Genomic DNA, 19,228 nt, shown 5'->3' on the forward strand with positions numbered 1-19,228 from the left:
TCTCTGCGCGTGTGAGGCGCGCGGCGAACTGGTGAACATCCGACAGGGACGCGCTTGTTCGGACGACGATGCAGCATGGTCGTGTTTGGTCCACATCCGAACTGGCGCCAGGGTGGTGCTGCCTACGCCCGACCGAAGCTGACCTCAGCTGCGGTCAATGCGGCGGCGGCAACGTACTCGGCTGATGCCTCTACGGTGAGCGTGAGGCTATTCTGCCGTGCGTGCGCCGCCGCGGCATCATGGAGCTCCTGATCCGAAGCTACCCTCTCCATCACGGCGCGCCAGCGCGTCGGATCTGGCGAATCGATGATCATCACGCGTGCAAGCTCGGCGTCGGTATACAGCATTTCCGCGCAACCGAAGGCGGATGAGATGATCGGGGGAATGCCGAGCATCGCCGCCTCAACAGCGCTGCGGCCGAATGCCTCGCGTGATGATGTGCCGACGTATGCCCGTGCGTTGGCCCAGAGCTCACCGGCAGCGGCCCAGCCAGGCACCGAGACGTTCGAGGGGGCATAGTCACGGATCCGGTCGGCCATTGGTCCTGCGCCGTACATGATGCCTGACAAACTAGAGTCTCTCAGCGCATCAGCGAAAAGTAGAGGGTTCTTGTCGGCCGAGTAGCGCGCGGCCCATACGAACGTGTTGCGCGGGTGGTCGCCGCTCGGAGCCGAAGGCCGCGCAATGCCCGGCGGTACCAACCGTTTGACCGCTGAGCCGGTCTCGCGAGCGAGCATCGGGGTTGTCGCCCAGACGTCGCGCGCGCGACGGAGCGCCGTGAGTTCGAGAATTTTCCAGACGGCCGACTTCAGCGAGTTCGCCTCGCCCCGCGCGGGCCAGGGAAGTCCGCGTAGGTAGGCGACCCAGGCCTTTGTGGAGATGCTGAGTGCCATGTCGGTTTGCGGCACCAGGCTGACGACAAGCTCCGCGTCGCGCACCTGGGGCAGCGACATCAGTCGCCGGGATAGGCCCACCACGCCGCCCACACCGCCCGGCTCCGCGGTGAACTCGAAGATGCCGGCCTCGTCGCGGGGCTCGCTCCCCGCTTTCGAGGACACTCCCAAAACTGCGTGCCAATCGTTTCCGGCTGCACGTCCAGCCCGCACGAGCTCGCTGGCCGAGTTGTACACGCCGCTACGCGCGATGAGTGGGGCCGCGACAAAACAGATTCTCACGCGTGCTCCCTGGCGATTCGCGAAACGATTCCGTGGATCTCCGCGCCGACGTCGGTATCTGCGAGTAGACGGGGAGTGGAGGCGGCGGCTCGGGCCAGCCGCAATCGCAGGGTCTCGTCGTCAACAAGCCTCCGCAGCGCAGCGGCGAGCGAGTCGTCATCTCGAGCGGTGAAGGTCAGACCGTTGACATCATGCGTAACCCATTCGGCCGGGCCGCCCTCGTCGGCTACTACGGTCGGTTTGCCTGCAGCGAGGTACTGAAGGACGTTCTGCCCGAGCGGCTCGGGTCGGGTCGAGCTCTGGACGCAGATATCGAGCGAGTCGATTGCACCCGCAACATCCGAAGTATGCCCCGCCAACTCGACGCGTTCACCGACCCCGCGCCGCAAGGCCAGGGCGCGAAGCTCGTCGGGAAACTCGTCATGCCCGAAGGCCGCTCCACCGAAAAGGACGAGACGTTCGTTGCCCTCGGAAAAGGCTTTGGTGAACGCCTCGATGAGCAATTCCTGTCCCTTCCAAGGGTCGAGGCGAGCCACCATGCCGATTCGGGTCGCCGTGGTGGCGACGGTCACCTGCGACGCCTCACGTATCGTGAGCCCAGCGGGGCTCGGGATCACCGATTGCAGGCAGCTCGCGCGAACGTACGGGGCGACCAACGCAAGAGATGCGCGGGAATTGGCGATGACGGCGGTGGCGCGGGGCAGCACGATCCGACGCATGAGAGTGGTCGCAGCGGATCCGATCGCGGCGGCTTCGATGAGGTCGCGTACGTGAATTGCGTAGGGCTTACGCAACAAAGCGCAGGCGAGCGCTACGTAAACGCTTGCCCGTGTCGTATTCGCGACCACTACGTCCGCCTGTCTAACTGCGGCCGTCGTCACGAGACCGAGCGCTGAGCGAGCGATGCGCCACGCTAGCGCGACCTCGGCGAGACGGCCCCCGCGGCTGGTCTTACGGGCACTGTGCTGGGGGCCGCTGCGAATGACCTCGACACCTTCAGCGTGCGAGGTGAAGGCGTCCTTTCGGCCATCGAGCGCGCGCGGCACGACGAGACTCGCACGCCAGTCCTGTCGCGTCTGAAGAAGGCGCTCGAGTGCCATTTCAGCACCGCCTCGCTCGCTCGAATGATCGACAAAGACGACCTTTACGCTGTCGCTCATGACGTCGTTGCTGGCATTTCGATCGATTCGATCTCCTGCCTCAAACGTCGCGCGAAGTGCTCCTCGGAGAAAAGCTCAGTGTGCTTGCGGATCAACTCGGAGTCCCACTCGATCCGGCGACTCTCCTCGACGGCTGCGGCAATCGCCTTTGGTTCGGGAGCATCAAAGTAGACCCCGGTCTCGCCCTCCCTAATGGTGTCGAGGAAGCCACCCCAGCGCAGCACAATCGAGTGCTTGCCGTACGCCGCCGCCTCGATCGGGGTGAGGCCGAAGTCCTCAAAGCTCGCCGATACCACTGCTTCCGAACGCTGGTATAGCCAGCGCATCTGGCCATCGGTGAGGTCCTTGAGCATGAGCACATTCGGTCCCGCGAGGGAGGCTAGGCGCTTCTCCTCAGGGCCGGCACCGACGACGACCAACGGGTAGCCGAGATCGTTAAACGCCTCGATGACCGCGTCGACATTCTTATAGGGCAGGAGTCGCGAGATACACAGGTAGAATCCGCCGGGATTGCCTATCGGGGCGAGATCGACCGGCTCCTGCGGCAGCGCGATGTCAATCGAGTGGGGCGCAGGAAGCACCTCAGCGTCGATGCCATAGGCATCGCGGATGCGCTGCTTCACGACCGTCGAGATCGCGAAGTACTTGGTTGCCGTAGCTGCCCGCTTTCGATCCCATCGTTTCAAGAACGGTGACATGAGGTTCAGTGCAATTCGTTGTGCGGTCAGCTTTGTGGAGCCGAGATAAGCGTCGCGCTGGTAGAGCCACCGGGCAGGGGAGTAGCAGTAGACGATCTTGCTTCCGGTAGTGCGGAAGCCGTGCGCCCAGCCGCTGGTACTGACAATGGTGTGCTTCGCAGGCACGCGGACGCTGTGGGCTGCGCCGGCGAGAAAGGGGAGCGCGAGCCGATGTGATCGTCGGAACAGCCGCACCCGATTCAGTGCCGAGGGTATGACCTCGACGTCTGCAAACTCGGGATAGGTGAGTTCAGGCTCGAACAGAGTGGTGTACACCGGCGCATCGGGAAAGGCGCGATGCAGCGCGAGGACCACTTTCTCGGCTCCTCCGCGCTGCGTGATGTAATCGTGCGCGATCGTGACGCGCGGGTGGGTCTCATCCGTGGGCGTGGACATTAGTCTTCTTCACCGCTTCGTTGTCGCTGAGGAAATCAGCGATGGATCGTTGCCAAGGGACGGTTGGGGACCAGCCGAACTCGGATCGTAGTCTGCTGGAGTCCCCAGTGATTCTCATCGGATCTGTCGGGCGCAGCTTTGAAGGGTCGATTCGCACTTCAGGCGTCGGTCGACCGAGAATCTCGCAGATGGTCGCGAGCACGTCGAAGCCGCTGTGAGCGACGCCCGAAGCCACGTTGTACGTCTGATGGCGATGAGAGGCGGCCTCGGCCAGCGTGAGGTACGCGCGCGCGACATCTCGCACATCTGTGAAATCGCGTGCTGCATGCAGATTCGCCGCGTTCAATACGGCGCCCAACGGTAGATCGTTCACTGCGGCGGTGAGATCGGGGACGAGGAAGCCGCTGCTCTGTCCGGGGCCGATGTGGTTGAACGGGCGCGCGACGATCGTGTCGAGCCCTCGCTTCGCGTAGTACGCCGCTTGATTCTCGACCAGCATCTTGGCGACGGCGTAGGGCGACGTCGCAGTCAGAGGAGAGTCTTCGCTCAACGCGTCACCCGTGTCGGCCGGAGGCGCGTATACCGATCCCGAACTCACGACGATTACCCGAGGCCGTTTGTCCTGATGAAGGAGCGTCTCGCACATGTTGGTCATGATGCTGCTGTTGACGGAGATGTATCGCTGCGGCCTGTCGAACGATAGGCCGACGGCAGCGAGACCGGCCAGGTGCACGACGGCATCTGGTCCCTCTGGCAGACGCCATTCCTCATTCAGGTCGCGCGAGAAGTACTCGTCGCAATAGGGGGCAAGTCTCTCGTGAGGGCGGGACTCTCGCCCGGCCGCCCATACCGAGATACCCTCCTCCGCGGCCATTGCCGCTACATGGGCACCGACAAACCCGTTACCGCCCGTGATCAGCAGGGTCCTCAGAGTCACGAGACTGTTGCCACCAACTGCGCCTGCGTCGCGAGATCATGCTTGACCATCAGCTTCACCAAGCCTGGGAAGTCGACTTCGCGGCGCCAGCCGAGCACATCCTGTGCGAGCGTAGGGTCGCCGAGCAAGATGTCGACCTCTGCGGGACGCATGAAGGCCGGATTCTGAGTGACATAAGGGCGCCAGTCGTCGATGCCGATCTCTGCGAACGCGAGCGTCAGGAATTCCTCGATCGAATGAGTCTCGCCTGAGGCCAGCACAAAGTCCTCGGGCTGCCCGTGCTGCAGCATCCGCCACATGCCATCGACGTAGTCGCCCGCGTAGCCCCAATCCCGCTTGGGCCAGAGGTCGCCCAACTCAATGTGAGTCTGGAGTCCGAGTTTGATACGGGCCACAGCATGAGTGATCTTCCGCGTAACGAACTCGACCCCGCGCCGTTCACCCTCGTGGTTGAACAGGATGCCGCACGCGACGAACATGTCGTAACTCTCGCGGTAGTTCTTCGCGATCCAATGGCCGTACAGCTTCGCTACACCGTAGGGGCTACGCGGGTGGAAGAGCGACTGCTCGTTGTAACCAGCGCCCGGGCGGTTGTAGTCGAGGCCGCCAAACATCTCCGACGTGGATGCCTGGTAGACACGGGTGTGTTGTGTGCGGTTCGTGATGCGCACCGCCTCCAGGACGTTCAGAACGCCCTTCGCGGTGACGTCTGCAGTAAGCGTCGGGTTCTTGAACGAGTAGCCGACGTGACTGACGGCAGCCAGATTATAGAGTTCGTGCGGGTCGGCCGTCTCCACAGCGCGCACGAGCGATGTCGGGTCTGTGAGATCGCCCTCGATGAGGGTGACGTACGGGAACTCTGCCTCGACCGCCGTGCGACGCGGGTTGTTCTGGCCGCGAATCAGGCCGAAGACCTCATAGCCCTTCTGGTGCAACAACTCGGCAATGTGGCCACCGTCCTGGCCGGTGATACCGGTGACGAGCGCGCGGCGCTTCTCAGACAAATCGTTCTCCTTGAGTCGGCTGGAAGGGAAGGTCAAAATGCGGTCGCGCCGGGGGCGACCGCAGCTCGGGCAGTCTTCGCGAGGATCACGATGTCACCGAGGAGACTCCAGTTCTCTACATACGAGAGATCCAGTCGAACAGAATCCTCCCACGAGAGAGCAGACCGCCCACTCACCTGCCAGAGTCCAGTGATGCCCGGTTTCGCGAGGAACCGGCGATGTACATGATCGGCATACTGCTCGACTTCGCTGGGCAGCGGCGGGCGTGGGCCGACGAGCGACATGGACCCACCGATCACATTGAACAGTTGGGGCAACTCGTCGAGGCTGAACTTGCGCATGAAGCGCCCGACAGGTGTGACTCGAGGATCGTTCTTCATCTTGAAGAGCACTTCGTTACCGGCGTCGCGCTGCTCTGCAAGAAGGTCGGGGAGGATTTCCTCCGCGTTCTCGACCATGGATCGGAACTTGAGCATGGTGAACTCGCGGCCGCGCAATCCGACTCGCTTCTGACGGAAGAGCACGGGACCGCTCGAGCTCAGGCGAACCGTGACGGCCAGTGCAGCGAGTATTGGGCTGATGACGATCACCCCGAGGACGCTCGCTACGAGGTCGACCATCCGCTTAACGAGACGCTGTCCGCCGCTGAAACGCGGTGTCTCGACGTGGATGAGCGGAAGTCCCGCAACCGGCCGGGTGTGCAGCCGCGGGCCAGCGATATCAATGATGCTCGGCGCAAGCACCAGGTGCTGGCGGCCGGATTCGAGCTGCCACGAGATCTGCTTGACCTTCGATGCCGGCAGGTCGTCGGTGCTGGTCACCGCTACGGTGTCTGCCCCCGTCACCAAGAGAGCCCTGTCGATGGTGTTGACGTTGCCCATAATCGGAATCGCGGTCCCCGGGATTACGTCTGCGATGCGCCCCGTCGGTACGCAGGCGCCAACGACCGAGTACCCGGCTTGAGGCGTGCGAGTCAGTTCAGCCGCGATGTGTGAGACCGATTGCTCCGACCCGACCAGAAGCACCCGTGCCGAGTATTCGCCGCGCCGGCGCTTGCGAATGAGCCACTGTCGCCACATCCATCGCTCGATGACGAGCGCGACAACCCCGGCGGGCAGGCTGATCAGAAGGAATCCCCGTGCGACGTCGACTTGAAGCAAGAAGGCGAAGATGGCGATGAATCCGAACAGGCGGAAGCTCGCATCCACGACCCGCTTGTATTCGTCCATACCGGTGCCGACGACGCGATGGCTCCGCGAATCGATGAGATGGAGCACCATCATCCAGGCGAGCACAAGAGCCGTGGAGAAATACCAGTAAGAAAGCTCCGTCACCCGGTAGTCGGCGCGGATCGCGACTTCGACATTCCCGGTTCCGAACCAGATGACCTGTGCGCCGAAAACAACGCCGACAAGAACGACGAAGTCCGTGATGCGCAGTCGACGAGCGTATGCGGGGCGCCAGTCACGCGGGGTCGGCATAGTGGGGATGGGAGAGGTGGAAGGCCGTTGCGGACCTGCGTCCGTCTGGCTCGCTGAGGATGCGACCGACGAATCGGTCGACAATAGTGCGAACCCTGCCTCTGACGTCACACCGCACCCCTCGTTCGGTACATCGCAGATACTCAGGCTACCTTCAGCGTGTGTCCAGTGTGTAAACGGCCGAAGCAATCCGCCACGTGAGCTGACGCGTCGCGAGCGCACCGCAAGCATGCAGAGTGCGCGACCTAGGATGTGCTGGTGCCCGAAGAGACTCGTCGATCCCGTAAACCGAAGCGACCGCTTCTCCGGAGTTTCCGGTTCTGGGTGCCTGTCGGCATCCTCGTCCTGATCGTCGCCGTCGGCGTCACCGGGGCTCTCATGGCGAAAGCCATCGCGGACCGTGCATTCGCTGCTCGCGACTCCCTGCAGACCGCCATCCCTCTCGCGTCGACGGCGAAGGAGCAGGTGCTCGCGAGCGATACCGCGGCGGCGCAAGCCACCGTCGCTCAGCTGCGGACCCTCACCGGTGAAGCAAAGGAGCAGGCCGACGGAGGATTGTGGCGGTTCGGGGAAGCTGTACCGGTCGTCGGCGCCAATCTGACGGCCGTGCGTGAAATCGCTGAAACGATCGACACGCTGGTTGTCGAGGCGCTCGAACCCGCGGCCGGGCTGAGTCTGTCGAGCCTTGCCCCCGTCGACGGTCGTATCGACGTCGCACAGCTCGATGTGGCGTCGGACATCCTCGATCAGGCCGCGATCGCTCTGAGCGAGGCACGCGCGACGGTCGACGGTATCGACAGATCGGCACTGATCGATCAGGTGTCGTCCGGCGTCGCGCAGCTGGATGACGCGTTGGCCGAGATCGAACCGGTGGTCGAGCCCGCGCAGAAGACGCTGGCGATCCTCCCGGGTATTCTGGGCGCCGAGGGAGCGCGTAACTATCTCGTGCTGGTTCAGAACAACGCCGAGTCGCGAGGCACGGGCGGAAACCCCGCATCGCTCGTCATGATCACGGCAGACAATGGCGCGATCTCGATCACGCAGCAAGCCTCGAGCACCGACTTCAACAACGGCCGGCCGAACCCGATCGTCGAACTCGACCCCGCTGTCCTCGCCCTCTACGGCGACAAGGTCGGGCGCTACATGCAGGATGTCACCACGACGCCGGACTTCCCCGACTCCGCCCGCATCATGGGCGCCTTCTGGGCCGAGGAGTTCGGTACGCCCATCGACGGCACGCTGTCGATCGACCCTGTCGCGCTGAGCTACATCATGAATGCGACCGGCCCCGTGACCTTGCCAACGGGCGAGGTGTTGGACGCGAGCAACGTCGTTTCGACGTTGCTCAGCGACGTCTATTACCGCTTCAACAGCGGTGTCGGCGTGATCGACAACCCGCGCCAGGACGCGTTCTTCGCTGTAGCGGCGGCGGCCGTCTTTGATTCCATCACCTCGGTGTCCAACCCGCGTGCCCTTGTCGATCAGGTCGCGCGCGCTGCCGAAGAGGGGCGCATCCTTTACGTGCCGACCTCTCCGGCGGAGGCGGAGATCATCTCGGGCAGCCGTATGACGGGCGCGCTGCCCGGGGACAACTCGCAGATGACGATGGTGGGCTCGTACGTGAATGACATCACCGAGGGCAAGTTGGACTATTACATGGACACGGCCGTGACGGTGTCGTCCGACGTGTGCAACGTCGCCGCTGGTGCCGCTCCAACTTTCACGGTGAACTCGTCGCTGACTTCGACTCTGCAGCCGGATGAGGTTGCTGATCTGCCACGTTACGTCTCGACGGCCCGCTTCTTTCCCAAGGGCGTCATCAGCACCGATCTCGTGCTCTACGGCCCGGTCGGCTCGACTTTCGCTTCAGCGACAGTCGACGGGAACGCCGTGGAAGCGACCCCGGTCGAACACCTCGGCCGCCCTGCGGTGAAGGTCAACGTCGTGAATGATCCGGCCTCCTCGCACACCGTCAGCGCGACGTTCACCGGCGTCGCAGACGCCGAGTACGGCCCGCTCGAGGCGTGGTACACCCCGATGGTGCGCGAGACTCCCGTGACGATCGATGCCCCGGGCTGCGCAGGCTGACGAGTTCGCTGCGACTTAGCAAGCCGAACGGTAGCGGTATGCGAACGAGCGAGGACGAAGGGGTGCGGCTGTCGCGTCGCGCATTTGTCCGGGGTGCCGTGGCGTTGGGTGCTGTGGCGGCCATACCGGCGCTCGCCCCGTCATCTCCCCTCCGCGAGTCATCGGCGCTGCCGTTGGTAGTCCCTTTTCCTTCCCCAGATCGTTTGCTGTTCGGTGAGAATGAGCAAGTCTTTGCCCAGTACCTCATGAGCGTCGTTCCCATGTCGAACGACATCATCGACTATGGGGATGACTTCGGATTCATGGGCGGAGGATGGTGGCGCCCGGAGGGGACCCATGACCCCCGCAATTCACGGATGATGGAACATGTGTCAACCTTGTCGTGGTTCTACGCCAACGAAAGGTCTTGGAACAGGCGCGGATTCGAATTGTACCGTGACCCGGCATTGCTGGCTCGACTGGAAGCGTCGGTTCGTTATTACACTGAAATGCAATTTGAGGATGGGACCTACCCGGAATACGGGGGTGAGTCTTCGTTAGCTGCGACAGCCTTCGGCCTCGTGGCGCAGTCGGACACGTACGAAATGCTTCGCACATCGGGAGCCGCTCGCGTTAGCTGTTCGCGGCTTGAGCGAAGCATCAAGCGCGCAGCCGTTTGGTTTATGAACACGGACGCGGCGCACTGGCAACCGCCAATAGGATACTTCAATCAGGTCGCTGCCGGGCTAGTTGGCGCACAGCGTGCACTGCAGGTGCTGGATTTCATGCCGATAGATCAGGCGATGATCAGCGAACGGATATCTTTCCTTTGCGATCACGGTGTCGCGGACGCGGGATTCCCCCACGAGCCGTTCGGGGTCGATTATGGATACAATTTCACGGTGGCGATGCCCGACCTGGCGTGGCTGTACCTCCAAACCCGGCACCCTGCGCTAGTTTCACTGGTTAAGAATTACACTGAGTTCATGCGCTACGCGGTCATTCCGGAGCCTCGGGGGGCGGAGCTGTCGCACGTTCCTGCTCTGCATAATCGGAATACCGTGAGCGGCCTGAGGCGCCCCGCAGATGATCTGGGCGACCGAGCCGCGCTGGCCAAGGTGTTCTTGACGGAAGTGCCTGACCTCGCGTTGTTTCTACCGACGCGCGAAGAAAAGAATGCCGCACGTGACGCCTTTCGCTCGGCAGCTGGGCCCATTCAGCCGCTCGCGAAGCCTCACACCTCGCCACGCACTTGGATGTATGGTTCGATCGCGCCGAAGGGACCTTACGCCTCGCATCGAAAGGCAGTCGAAGCCGCGCTCCCGCTGCTCACCAATCAGCGCTTCACCCGGCTGGAACAGGGTTCGGAGGGTGATTCCTACCTTTTCGTCCGGCGGCCCGCCTACTACATGGTCGGAGTCTTCGGGCATCGTCCTCCAGGTCTCTCCACTCGGCAACTGGGCACGCTATGGAGCCCGGCTATTGGAACTGTCCTTACGAGCACGAACGATCCTGGTCTTGCCGAGGGCTGGGACACCCTCGGGCCGGAGAGGGCTTTCTCAACACGAAGATCGAGTTCCCGCAGCCTTTACTTCGACGGCCGTACTTCGCATGCCCGCGGCATTGACTCTGCCGACGTCTCTCGAGTGGGCGGGCTCTTTATGCACCGTACCGTGTCGGACGCAGCGGGTTATGCGACCGCGTGGCGTCACTGGGATCGAGGACTCGGATTCACATTTTTCACCGACCGGGTGGGCGAGTGTACGCACTCACTTCCTTTGCTGCTGAAGGAGGGCGACACCGTCACATTCTCGGACGGGTCGGTTTTCGATGAAGGCGCTACCAGCGGCGTGGCGCTAGCGCGCAGCCTTGTGTTGGAGCGCGATGGGCACCGCGTGCTGTTCGCTTACGGAAACGAATCTCTTCCGACACGCATCGAACGAAGCCCGGCAAGAATCGCCGGTGGGAGCATCCATCGTGTCTCGATTATTTTCGAGAGGCAGCTTGATATTCAGATCATCTTCCTAGGCCGCCGCGACGAATCAGGGGTGACAGCCGAGGCGCATGCGAGCAATGCGGGCGAGGTGTCGGTGCGGGTGGTTCTCGACGAGCGGGTGGTCGACGCGTCGACCCGGGTGCGCGTCATCGGGACCGGTGTCACTTCTGACATCAGGGTGGGTGATAGCGGCTCAGGCTTCGGCATCGTTGAACGCACGTTCGCCCCGCCGGAAGTCCCCCAGACCATCAGCGTCGAGGTCTACCGGGGTGATGGGCGTCGCGTGTCGCGGTTCAGCGCATCGGTGGGGAGGACACTTGAAGCGCCGGGATCGCCGCCATGAACGTTTGGCGCGGCGACACTGATTCCTGATCCCGTCGACTTCGATCTCTAAGCGGGGGACGCCGGCCCGGCGCGGAACACGAGCCCGTGGTAGAAGCCGAACCGTGCGAGCACCACGATCACGATGCTGACGAGGTTCACGACGTTGACCGCGAAAGGACCCGCGGGGCGGCCCAGCAGACTGGAGGCGGCTTCGACGCCACCCCACACGATCAGGGCGCCCAGGACGGTGCAGACCGCGTTCACGATCACGAACAGCGTGATCTCCACCCACCGCCGTCTGCGCGCGCGATCTTTGAACGTCCACTGCCGGTTGCCGAAGTAGGCGTTCACGAGGGCTACGAGAGACGCCACGATCTTGGCGGCGACAGCGTCCCAGCCGAACGCCAGCAGCAGGATGTTGAACGTGACGATCTCGATCAGCGTGCTGATCCCACCGACGGTGAGGAAGCGGGCACTCAGGGCGGCAGCGCGCTTCACGCGGGGGGTCAGGGACATGGCTCGACTAGGCTACATGCGTTGTCCGCGCCCGGGACATCACCGGTAAGCACGGGGAGCCACGTGAGTTTCGAGCACATCGCCATCGTCATGCCCGCCTACAACGAAGCCGACGGCATCGCCGGCTTTCTGCAGGAGATCGTCGAGCACGTCACCCCGCTGTGCACCAGGGTCGACATCATCGTGGCGGACGACCGATCGACGGATGCGACCGCCGCGGTGGTCGCGCAGCTCGGGATCGACGGCGTCGAGGTGCAGACGCAGGCCGCGAACCGCGGTCACGGCCCCACCGCTCTCGCGGCGTACCGGGCCGGGCTCGCGACCGGCGCGTCGCTGATCGTCCACGTCGACGGGGACGGGCAGTTCGCCGGAGCGGACATCGCGCGCATCGTCGCCGTGTCGCGCGAACAGCGCGCCGAGGTCGTGCATGGTGTGCGACGCGGCCGAGAGGACCCGTGGTACCGCCGTGTGCTGAGCGCGGGGCTGCGGCTGCTCGTGCGCCCCTTCGCGGGGCGCGGCATCCCCGACATCAACACTCCGCTGCGCGCCTACCAGCCGGCGGCGCTGGAGACCCTGGTCGACGCCGTCGGGCCCGATGCGCTCGTGCCGCACGTGCACTTCTCGCTCGCTGAGGCCCGCAGCCGGATGCGCGTCCGCTACATCGCCGTGCGCAGCCTCCCGCGCCGCGGAGCCGAGAGCACCGGCACGATGTGGGGGGCCACCGGACAGCCGGTGCTGCCGCCCCGACGCTTGCGTACGTTCGCCCGCGACGCGCTCGTCGAGCTGTGGCGCCTGTCGCTGCGCCCATCGGCACCGATGCGCGCGATGAGCGAACCGGTGCGACGGGGAGCCTGAGGATGACGCGTCCGGTGCGGTCCGTCGCGTTCTGGATCATCGCTGTCGCGCTCGTGGTCGCGCACGGCATCGTGCTGTGGCAGAGCGTCGCGGCGACGCGGGTGTGGGAGGACGAAGCGTTCAACCTCACCGTTCCGGTGAACCTGCTCAGCGGCCTCGGGTACACCAGCGACGGCACGCTGTCGGGCAGTGAGCTCGTGCCGTTCGATGCCCGGATCTCGACCGGCCCCGTCGTTCTGCTTCCGATCGCGGCGGTCCTCGCGACGGGAGTCGACCTCGTCGTCGGTGCTCGACTGGTGCCCGCCGCCTTCTTCATCGCGCTCCTCGCGGCGCTCGCTATGCTCGGTCACCGTATCGGCGGGCGGTGGGCCGCACTGGTCGCGCTGGCCGTTCCGCTGGCGTTCACCGCCGCTGCATTGCCGTCGCCCATCCAAGGCCCCGCGGACGTGCTCGGTGAGGTGCCCGCTGCAGCGCTCCTCGCCTGGGGGCTCGTGGCGCTCCGGAAGCGGCCCTGGCTGGCGGGCCTGCTCGTCGGGCTGGCGCTCCAGGCCAAGTACATCTCGCTCCTCGCGCTGCCGGCCTTCGTCGTCGCCGTGCTGGTGCTGCAGTACCGCGAGACGTGGCTCCGACGTCTGCGCGCGCTGATCGTTCCCGCGCTGTTCGTTGCCGTCCCGACGGTGGTCATCGAGATCTACGCCCTCATCTCCCTCGGACCGGCCGCATTCGTCGACCACTTGCGGGCCACCCGGGACTTCATCCGCAGCGGCGGGCAGGTGGCGCACACCACCCTGCCCGAGAAGCTGACCACCCTGGCCGCGTCGTGGCACCTGCCGGCCGGTGTGGTCATCGCGGCCGTCATCGTCGCGATCGCGGTGCTCGTCGCCGGGCTGCTGCTGCGATTCCCGCCGCGCCGCACCGACCGGTTCTGGGCATCGGTCGTCGGCGACCCGCGGGCGCATCTCGCGGTCGCCGCCGTCCTCGGATTCGGGGCCTTCGTCGGCTGGTGGTCGACGGCGGGACACCTGCCGCTGTGGGTGCGGCATCCCGCGCCGGGGATTCTCGCGTTCGCTCCCGTGCTCGTCGCGTGCCTCGTTCCCGCACTCCGGCAGCTGTGGCGTTCGGGCGTGCCCGCGCGCGCGGCATCCGCGGTCGTCTCGGCTGCGCTGGTCGCGTGCCTGGCGGTGCCAGCGGTGAGTGCCGTCATCACGGCCCTCAGCCGCGACGGCGCGGAGCTCGCTCAGCAGCGCGCTCAGGCAGCGGCGGTCGCGTCACTCGACGCCGACTGGGTCGCGACGCACTGGGGCGGTCTCGTGGCCGTGGTGGTGATGTCGGGCTCGCACGTCGGGCTGCTCGACGCCCCTCCCGAGAACATCGCGGGGTACCCGCGGCTCGAGCCCGGGGGAGCGGAGCTTTGCGGCACCGCTGCGCCGCTCGCCGAGGCGCCCGGCATCGTTGTCTGCCCCGGAAGCTGACCGGGGCAGACACCGCCGGGAACGACGAAGCCCGCGCCGCCGTGAGGCGACGCGGGCTCGATCGTTGATAGCGGCCGTTGCTAGCTGCGGCGGGCTCCGGTGGTCTCACCGCGACCGGCGCGGCGCTTCTCCTTCGCCTCGGCGCGGCTCAGCTGAACCGGCGCCTGATCGACGACGTGGGTGGAACCGTACGTGTACGCGCCGTAGCCGTAGCTGTCGGGGCCCTTGGTGGGGAGCATGGTCACGACGACACCGAGCAGCGTGCCGCCGGCGGTGTCGAGGGTGCGGAAGGCGCCCTGAAGCTCCTGCTTCTTCGTGCGGCCCGAGGCGGCGACCATGATCACGCCGCGTGTCTTCTTGCTCAGGACGGCGGCGTCGGTGACGAGCAGCAACGGCGGAGCGTCGACGAGGACGTAGTCGAAGTGCTCGGTGAGCGAAGCGAGCACGTTGTCCATCGAGGTCGAGCCGAGGAGCTCGCTCGGGTTCGGCGGCACGGGGCCGCTGGGCAGCACGAAGAGCTGGTTCGCGCCCCACTTCTGCAGTGCGTCGACCAGCGGAACTCGGCCGATGATGACGTCGGTGAGACCCACGCCGCCCTCGATGCCCATGTAGTCGGCCACGCGCGGCAGGCGCAGGTCGCCGTCGACGAGAGCGACGCGGGCGCCGGTCTCGGCCAACGCGATCGCGAGGTTGGCCGTCGTGGTCGACTTGCCCTCGCCCGGTCCCGCGCTCGAGACGACGAAGCTCCGCGGGCCGTCTTCGACGTTGAGGAACTGCAGGTTCGTACGCAGCGTGCGGAACGACTCGGCCCGAGGGCTCCGCGGATCGGCGTGCACGATGAGCGGACGCTTCGACGCCTCGCTGTCGAACGCGATACCGCCGAGCATGGGCTTGTCGGTGAGCTGCTCCAGGTCGTGCAGCGTGTGGATACGGGTGTCGAGCACCGATCGCAGGACGGCGAAGCCGACCCCGAGGGCCAGCCCCAGGAGGGCGCCGATCGCGATGTAGAGGGGAATGTTGGGGCTCGAAGGCGACTCGGGGGCCGTCGCGAGCTGGGTGACCGTCACCTGAACGGGGCTGACGCCCTGGCCGTCGGCCGGTCGCTCGATGGTGTTCTGGACGGCGGTCGTGAAGCTCTCTGCCGTCGCGTTGGCGATGCGGGCAGCCAGCTCGGGATCGGTGTCGGTGACGCCGATGTTGATGAGGACCGTGTTGACCGGCGTCGTCGCCGTGATGCGGGACGCGAGCTGCGCAGACGACTGCTCGAGCCCGAGCTCGTCGATGACCGGATCGAGAACGAGCGAGGTGGGGATGACGTCGACGTAGCTCGTCACCATCTGCCGAGCGAATGTCGTTCCCTGAACGAGCTCGCCGGTCGCGGCCCCCTCGGTGCGGACGGAGACGTAGAGGCTCGTCGATGCTTCGTAGCGCGGCGTCTGCAGCAGGGCATAAGCGGCACCGGCGCCGGTACCCACGATCAGCAGAGCGAGCAGGAGGATCCAGTTCCTGTGCAGGATGCGCAGGTAATCGCGGAGTTCCACGTGGTAATTCCCCCTATAGGTGTCCGGGTCGACGGCTCTGTCATTGTTCCACACGGCTTAGGGTGGCCTCGCCACGCGCCGATTATCGCTGGTCAGTCGCTTTTCGACACGTATGCGTAAACGCCGTACGACGTCTTATCCGCGCCGGCGGTGGGGAGCATCGTCACGACGCTGCCGGCGATGCGCGACCCCGCCGTCTCGATGTTCGTGACGGCCGAGGCGAGCCGCGTGCGTGTCGTGCCGCCCGCGGCGGCGACCAGGATGACACCGTCGACGGCGCGGCCGACCACGGCGGCGTCGGTCACGGCGAGCACCGGAGGAGCATCGATGATCACGACGTCGAAGGCGATACGCAGCTCATCGAGCAAGTTCGTCATCGAAGTCGAACCAAGCAGTTCCGCGGGGTTCGGCGGCACCGCGCCCGACGGCAGGATGAAGAGCGTCCCCTGCCCCCACCGCTGCAGAACATCGAGCAGGCTCGCGCGTCCGACGAGCACGTCGGAGAGGCCGACGCCACCCTCGATGCCGAAGTACTCGGCGGTCTTCGGACGCCGAAGATCGGCGTCGACGAGAACGACCTTCGCGCCGGTCTCAGCGAACGCGAGAGCGAGGTTCGCCGCGGTCGTGGACTTGCCCTCCGACGGGTTGGCGCTCGTGACGACGAAAGCGAGCGGACCGCCACTCGTTGTGAGGAACTGAACATTCGTGCGGAGCGCGCGGAACGCCTCGGCCCGGGGGTCTCGCGCGGACGCCGCGACGATGAGGGGGCGCTTCTTGGATTCGGGGTCGAGCGCGATGCCACCGAGGAGGGGCGCGGGCACGATCTTCTCGACGTCCTCGACGGTGCGGATGCGGGTGTCGGCGAGGGCTCGCACGATCGCGATGGCGACGCCGATCGCGAGGCCGACGAGACCACCGAGAGCGAGCGACAGGCGCAGGTTCGGCGCGGCCGGGTCGACGGGAACCTGAGCGGGCTGCACCGTCTCGACGCGCACCGGGCTCGGACGCTCCGCGGTGGAGCGTTCCAGCTGCTCGGCCACGACGGTCGTGAAGCTGTCTGCGATGGCATTCGCGATGCGCGCGGCGCCCTCGGGGCCGGGGTCGGAGACCGTGATCGAGATGACCACCGTGTTCTGGCCGGCCGAGACGGAGACGCGGTCAGCCAGCTCATCGGCGGTCTCATCGAGCCCGAGCTCATCGATCACCGGGTCGAGCACGAGCGCGGTCGGGATCACGTTGACGTAGCTCTGCACGGCCTGGCGGGCGAAGTCGGTTCCCTGGCGCAGTTCGTTGTTCGTTGCGCCGCCGGCGGACTGCGTCGCGACGAAGAGCTGCGTCGAGGCGTCGTAACGCGGCGGCGTGACCAACGCCGACGCCGCGCCGGCAGCGAGGCCGATCAGCGTGGTCGCGATGATCAGCACGATGTTGCGGCGCAGGATGCGGATGTAGTCGCGGAGTTCCACGGTTCTCCTGTCGTCGGTGTCGCCGGGTATCCTTTCACGAGACCAGCCGCTCCACCGACACCCGCGCGCCTTCCCGAGCGCCAGAGTCCGAGTCCGAGGCCCCTCTTCATGAACTCTCTCGCCGATCTCTTCACCGACGATCGCCGCTCGAGCGACGACTCTGCGCGGGTCATGGATGCGGTCGTCGACGACCGCCGCCTCGCTGCGCTCGTCGGCCCTCCGCTCGTGCAGCAGACGGCGCCGAGGCGCGTCGACGAGGCCGCTCGTCTGACCGCTCTCGTAGACGAGGCGGCACGATCGGCCTCGCCGGTTCAGATCGCGGGTGCCGGCGGCGCCCCGAAGATGCCGAAGCGCGGCCACAAACGCACCGACTGGCTCAACGTCTCGTTCGCGGTGCTGGCGGTCGCCGTGGTCGCGGTCGTCGGCGTGTTCGGCGGCATCCAGCTCGCCAACGCCAGCCCCGCGGCATCCGCGCTGCGTGCCCTGTCGGTCGACGAGGCGTCGCTCGCCAACGGTGAGCAGGCGATCCAGTCGGGCGCTTCCCGGATCGACACCCTCGTCACCGAGGCGCGCACCGAAGCCGACTCCGTCGAGCCGGCTCTCACCGCGATCGAGGGCTACGTCGACGAGCCCGCGCGCGGCGCGGCGGTACAGGCAGTAGCCGACCTGCGAGCCGGCCTCGACGCGGTCGAGCCGCCGGCGATGCCCGAGCCGTACGCGCGCCCCGCCGGTCTGAACACCGACGATCTGGCCGAGGTCGGCGCGCAGATCGACGTCGTGCGCGAGCGCTCGGACGCGATCACCGGCTTGACCGAAGAGGTGCGCACGGTGCGGGGGCAGGTCGTCGCACTGCGCGATGCCTTCGTCGCGTCGATGGCTGCACTCGGCGCCACCTTCCCGACCGCGGCCGAGGCCGAGATCGAGGAATACGGCCAGGCCGACCAGTCATTCATCGACGCGGTCAGCGCCGCAGCTGCAGCCGTTCCCGCAGCCCAGGCGGCCGGTGGGCTCGGCGTCGCCGAGATGACCGCCTACCCCGCGCTGGTCGACGCCCTGCGCCTCGACCACGAGCGCGCGATCGCCGAGATCCTCGCCGAGCGCGAGGCGGAGCGCGAGAACGCCAACAACAACAGTGGCGGAGGGTTCACGAACCCCGGCACCGGCGGTGGCGGGAACACCGGTGGCGGCACCGGCGGTGACACGGACCCAGGCACGGATCCGGGCACGGACCCTGGCACGGACCCGGGCACGGACCCTGGCACGGACCCGGGCACGGGCCCGGGCACGGGCCCGGGTACGGACCCAGGTACGGACCCAGGCACGGAGCCGGGAACGGGCGGCGGCGAGACGCCGACGCCCGGGGAGGGCTGACCGCCTCCGCGGCCCCGACAGGGCGGGACCCCGACGGGCCGCGGCCCCGGCTCAGGCCGGGGCGACCGCCAGGCGGACGACGCGGACGACCTCGTCGACGGCGGGAACGAGCTGCGAGCCCGAGAGCTGGTAGGTGTTCCACGACCGGCGGTAGGGGTCGATCACGTCGTCGTCGTCGGGCGACTCGGGCGGAAGCGCCATGCCGCGGTGCGAGGCGACGGCGGCGACGACGGCCCGGAGGCGAGCCGAGGGGTCGGTGCCCGCGGCATCCGCTGCCGAGCGCAGCTCGTCGTCGGTGGCGTCGGAGGCGAGACGGGCGAACTCCCGCACCGTGAACGCTGCGCGCAGCCGGCTGGGTGCCAGCTCGACGATGCTGCGACGGTGCTCGCGCGCCATGGCGAGGATGAGGTCGGGAGACGACAGCCGAGCCGGCGAGATGAGCTGGGAGCGGTGCGCGCTCGACATGTCGGCGCTCACGCCGTTCTCGGCCGCCAGGCGCTGCGCGTCGTCGGGCATCGGCGCCCCGCCCATGTCGTACGTGCCGCCGCTCGTCACGGTGCCCGGCAGATCGGCCAGGCGCGTGCGGAGCAGCTGCTCGGCGAGGGGTGAGCGGCACACGTTTCCGGTGCAGACGGTCATGATCTCGAACATCGGGAGCTCTTTCCGTCGGGGGTGAACGACCCCGTCAGCCTAGCCGCCGCGCCGTGAGCGACCGCTGTGCGCAGGCGGCGCG

The 19,228-nt window shown here is 66.4% G+C and carries 15 protein-coding genes; 5 read left to right on the forward strand and 10 right to left on the reverse strand.

The features are described 5' to 3' along the window. Window positions 1-122: 122 nt before the first annotated feature. From HW566_RS11070 to HW566_RS11095, 6 genes are read right to left on the reverse strand one after another with little or no spacing between them, the layout of a single operon-like run. A complete protein-coding gene (locus HW566_RS11070; RefSeq protein WP_178012870.1) occupies window positions 123-1,130 on the reverse strand; it encodes a glycosyltransferase in 1,008 nt (335 codons plus the stop codon). Window positions 1,131-1,171: 41 nt separating this feature from the next. Continuing rightward, window positions 1,172-2,335 (reverse strand): glycosyltransferase, encoded by a 1,164-nt coding sequence (locus HW566_RS11075; RefSeq protein WP_178012872.1) that lies wholly within the window; start codon window positions 2,333-2,335, stop codon window positions 1,172-1,174. Further along, window positions 2,332-3,468, reverse strand: a complete 1,137-nt coding sequence (locus tag HW566_RS11080) for a glycosyltransferase (RefSeq protein WP_178012874.1) — start codon at window positions 3,466-3,468, stop codon at window positions 2,332-2,334. Before HW566_RS11080 ends, HW566_RS11075 begins: the two co-directional genes overlap by 4 nt. Beyond that, window positions 3,449-4,405 carry an NAD-dependent epimerase/dehydratase family protein gene (locus HW566_RS11085; RefSeq protein WP_178012876.1) on the reverse strand — a complete coding sequence of 319 codons (957 nt, stop codon included), beginning with the start codon at window positions 4,403-4,405 and terminating at the stop codon, window positions 3,449-3,451. Before HW566_RS11085 ends, HW566_RS11080 begins: the two co-directional genes overlap by 20 nt. Further along, window positions 4,402-5,409, reverse strand: a complete 1,008-nt coding sequence (locus tag HW566_RS11090) for a GDP-mannose 4,6-dehydratase (RefSeq protein WP_178012878.1) — start codon at window positions 5,407-5,409, stop codon at window positions 4,402-4,404. Before HW566_RS11090 ends, HW566_RS11085 begins: the two co-directional genes overlap by 4 nt. A gap of 32 nt (window positions 5,410-5,441) precedes the next feature. Continuing rightward, window positions 5,442-6,890, reverse strand: a complete 1,449-nt coding sequence (locus HW566_RS11095; RefSeq protein WP_178012880.1) for a sugar transferase — start codon at window positions 6,888-6,890, stop codon at window positions 5,442-5,444. A 258-nt stretch (window positions 6,891-7,148) separates the two neighbouring features. On the opposite strand from HW566_RS11095, the gene HW566_RS11100 reads away from it, so the two are divergent. Both HW566_RS11100 and HW566_RS11105 read left to right on the forward strand, forming a co-directional pair. Beyond that, on the forward strand, window positions 7,149-8,978 hold the full coding sequence (locus HW566_RS11100; protein WP_178012882.1) for a DUF4012 domain-containing protein: 1,830 nt from the start codon (window positions 7,149-7,151) through the stop codon (window positions 8,976-8,978). 38 nt (window positions 8,979-9,016) lie between these two features. Further along, the gene (locus HW566_RS11105; protein ID WP_178012884.1) at window positions 9,017-11,296 is read left to right on the forward strand and encodes a hypothetical protein; all 2,280 of its coding nucleotides are present in this window, start codon (window positions 9,017-9,019) and stop codon (window positions 11,294-11,296) included. Window positions 11,297-11,343: 47 nt separating this feature from the next. Here the strand turns inward: HW566_RS11105 and HW566_RS11110 are convergent, their stop codons facing one another. Beyond that, window positions 11,344-11,793 carry a GtrA family protein gene (locus tag HW566_RS11110; RefSeq protein ID WP_178012885.1) on the reverse strand — a complete coding sequence of 150 codons (450 nt, stop codon included), beginning with the start codon at window positions 11,791-11,793 and terminating at the stop codon, window positions 11,344-11,346. Between the two features lie 63 nt (window positions 11,794-11,856). Between HW566_RS11110 and HW566_RS11115 the strand changes: the two genes are divergently transcribed. Together HW566_RS11115 and HW566_RS11120 are read left to right on the forward strand one after the other, a co-directional pair. After that, a complete protein-coding gene (locus HW566_RS11115; RefSeq protein ID WP_178012887.1) occupies window positions 11,857-12,648 on the forward strand; it encodes a glycosyltransferase family 2 protein in 792 nt (263 codons plus the stop codon). A 2-nt stretch (window positions 12,649-12,650) separates the two neighbouring features. Beyond that, a complete protein-coding gene (locus tag HW566_RS11120) occupies window positions 12,651-14,120 on the forward strand; it encodes a hypothetical protein (RefSeq protein ID WP_178012889.1) in 1,470 nt (489 codons plus the stop codon). An 80-nt stretch (window positions 14,121-14,200) separates the two neighbouring features. On the opposite strand, the gene HW566_RS11125 is transcribed toward HW566_RS11120, so the two are convergent. Both HW566_RS11125 and HW566_RS11130 read right to left on the reverse strand, forming a co-directional pair. Next, window positions 14,201-15,661: a polysaccharide biosynthesis tyrosine autokinase gene (locus HW566_RS11125; protein ID WP_178012891.1), complete on the reverse strand. Its 1,461-nt coding sequence runs from the start codon at window positions 15,659-15,661 to the stop codon at window positions 14,201-14,203. Between the two features lie 92 nt (window positions 15,662-15,753). Then, a complete protein-coding gene (locus HW566_RS11130; protein ID WP_178012893.1) occupies window positions 15,754-17,124 on the reverse strand; it encodes a polysaccharide biosynthesis tyrosine autokinase in 1,371 nt (456 codons plus the stop codon). A gap of 108 nt (window positions 17,125-17,232) precedes the next feature. Here HW566_RS11130 and HW566_RS11135 point away from each other — a divergent pair, with 108 nt between their 5' ends. Next, complete coding sequence (locus HW566_RS11135; RefSeq protein WP_178012895.1) at window positions 17,233-18,495, forward strand: hypothetical protein; 1,263 nt, start codon at window positions 17,233-17,235, stop codon at window positions 18,493-18,495. A gap of 51 nt (window positions 18,496-18,546) precedes the next feature. Here the strand turns inward: HW566_RS11135 and HW566_RS11140 are convergent, their stop codons facing one another. Next, on the reverse strand, window positions 18,547-19,146 hold the full coding sequence (locus HW566_RS11140; RefSeq protein WP_178012897.1) for an arsenate reductase/protein-tyrosine-phosphatase family protein: 600 nt from the start codon (window positions 19,144-19,146) through the stop codon (window positions 18,547-18,549). Window positions 19,147-19,228: the final 82 nt, after the last annotated feature.

The sequence above is a fragment of the Microbacterium oleivorans genome (assembly GCF_013389665.1).
Classification (GTDB): domain Bacteria; phylum Actinomycetota; class Actinomycetes; order Actinomycetales; family Microbacteriaceae; genus Microbacterium; species Microbacterium oleivorans_C.

What these genes read in the sequence shown, in the direction of transcription:
- HW566_RS11075 (WP_178012872.1), bottom strand. Translation starts at nt 2,335, where the DNA reads ATGAGCGACAGCGTAAAGGTCGTCTTTGTCGATCATTCGAGCGAGCGA.
- HW566_RS11080 (WP_178012874.1), bottom strand. Translation starts at nt 3,468, where the DNA reads ATGTCCACGCCCACGGATGAGACCCACCCGCGCGTCACGATCGCGCAC.
- HW566_RS11095 (WP_178012880.1), bottom strand. Translation starts at nt 6,890, where the DNA reads ATGCCGACCCCGCGTGACTGGCGCCCCGCATACGCTCGTCGACTGCGC.
- HW566_RS11105 (WP_178012884.1), top strand. Translation starts at nt 9,017, where the DNA reads ATGCGAACGAGCGAGGACGAAGGGGTGCGGCTGTCGCGTCGCGCATTT.
- HW566_RS11110 (WP_178012885.1), bottom strand. Translation starts at nt 11,793, where the DNA reads ATGTCCCTGACCCCCCGCGTGAAGCGCGCTGCCGCCCTGAGTGCCCGC.
- HW566_RS11120 (WP_178012889.1), top strand. Translation starts at nt 12,651, where the DNA reads ATGACGCGTCCGGTGCGGTCCGTCGCGTTCTGGATCATCGCTGTCGCG.
- HW566_RS11135 (WP_178012895.1), top strand. Translation starts at nt 17,233, where the DNA reads ATGAACTCTCTCGCCGATCTCTTCACCGACGATCGCCGCTCGAGCGAC.
- HW566_RS11140 (WP_178012897.1), bottom strand. Translation starts at nt 19,146, where the DNA reads ATGTTCGAGATCATGACCGTCTGCACCGGAAACGTGTGCCGCTCACCC.